This is a genomic window from Selenihalanaerobacter shriftii, assembly GCF_900167185.1.
In the GTDB taxonomy this organism is placed as follows: Bacteria; Bacillota; Halanaerobiia; order Halobacteroidales; family Acetohalobiaceae; genus Selenihalanaerobacter; species Selenihalanaerobacter shriftii.
Map to the genome: position 1 here is coordinate 1 of NZ_FUWM01000052.1, position 1,722 is coordinate 1,722.

1 protein-coding gene is annotated in these 1,722 nt (G+C 35.8%); it reads left to right on the forward strand.

What is annotated here, in order from left to right:
- Nucleotides 1–270 precede the first annotated feature (270 nt).
- Entirely contained in the window at nt 271–1,614 is a 1,344-nt protein-coding gene (gene ltrA / locus B5D41_RS13940; protein ID WP_078811227.1) for a group II intron reverse transcriptase/maturase, read from the forward strand.
- Nucleotides 1,615–1,722: the final 108 nt, after the last annotated feature.

Here is a 1,722-nt window from a genome sequence, read left to right on the forward strand (position 1 = left end):
AGAAATGCAGATGATGACGTAGTTAACGTTGCGGAAGTCAATACGAAGGAATCGTAAAAGGTGAGATTCCGGAGGGTCTGTCGGGGTCAGAGAACCTGGCATGAAGAGAGAGAAATATCAGGAACTTGGGAGGTCCTACAGGTTCCAGTAATTGCTGGAAGGTCTATCCAATCGAAAAAGAGGACGACCCGTAGCTTGTAGGAAGTCGGATTGACTCATAGTACTCTGAGACTAGGAAAGCTAGTTACATGGGGAAGGGGTGACAGGAATATGAACCCATCAAAGGAAACACTAACCGGACGCGCAAGGCCGGAGCAATTAGTGCAAACCTCACTGAAGGGAATAGCAAGGAAAGCAAAACGACTCAAAAAGTATAGATTTCGTGACCTATACAGGCAGATAAATCATAGTGCTTTGACTAAGGCATGGGAAAACATAAATAAGAAAGCAGCTGCAGGAGTAGATAAAATAACTGCTAAAGAATTTGCTAAGAACTTAAAACATAATGTTAAAGGTATATTAGATAGCCTAATAGGTAAACGATATCATGCAAAAATGGTACGTAGAGTGAATATAGAAAAGGACAATGGAAAATTTCGTCCACTTGGGATTCCAGTGGTTGCTGATAAAATAGTACAAAGAGCAACTGCCGATATTTTAGAAGCAATTTATGAACAAGATTTTATAGATGATAGCTATGGATATAGACCAAACCGGGATTCAAAAGTAGCAATAAAATCTTTAACAAAAGAATTACAGTTTGGCAAATACAGCTACATAGTAGAAGCAGATATCAAAGGATTTTTCGATAACATAGACCATGATTGGTTGATAGAAATGCTTAAACAAAGAGTCAATGATAAAGAATTTATAAGGCTAATCAAGAAATGGTTAAAAGCTGGGATATTAAAAGAAGATGGACAAGTTATTCATCCAGTTACAGGCACTCCCCAAGGAGGCATAATAAGTCCCATTCTAGCAAATATTTATCTACATTACGTACTAGATATCTGGTTTATAAGAAAAGTAAAGAAAGGATGTTCAGGTGAAGCTCATCTTTGGCGTTACGCTGATGACTTTGTTTGTGCATTCAGATATAAAAGAGATGCAGAACGGTTTTATCATATTTTACAAAAACGGTTGAGCAAATTTGGCTTACAACTTTCATTAGAAAAGACAAACATAATTAGTTTCTCTAGATTTCGTAAATATGAAAACAATAATTTTGAATTTTTAGGCTTTGAGATACGCTGGGGAACTTCAAGAAAAGGTAAGGATATTATCAAAAGAAGAACTTCACGTAAAAAGCTAAGAAAATCACTAAAGAATTTTACTAAATGGTGTAAAGAAAATAGAAATAAACGACTAAGAAGATTATTTAGTGAGCTGAATTCAAAACTAAGAGGATATTACAATTACTATGGAATAATAGGGAACTATAAAAGTCTTCATCAGTTTTATAAAATAACAAAAAGAATACTATATAAGTGGTTAAATCGAAGAAGTCAAAGACGTAGCTTTGACTGGCAGGAATTTGATAAGGTGCTAGATAGATATAGAATGTTAAAACCGAGGATAACAGAAATAAATCAGTTAGAATTTGAGTTTAGTTAATGCTTGATTGCGGAAGCGAATATTTACTGAAGAGCCCAGTGCGATAATTTCGCACGCTGGGATCTGTGCGGGGGATGTTGGGTAACTAACATTCCTACCGTGACTACG

What these genes read in the sequence shown, in the direction of transcription:
- ltrA (WP_078811227.1), top strand. Translation starts at nt 271, where the DNA reads ATGAACCCATCAAAGGAAACACTAACCGGACGCGCAAGGCCGGAGCAA.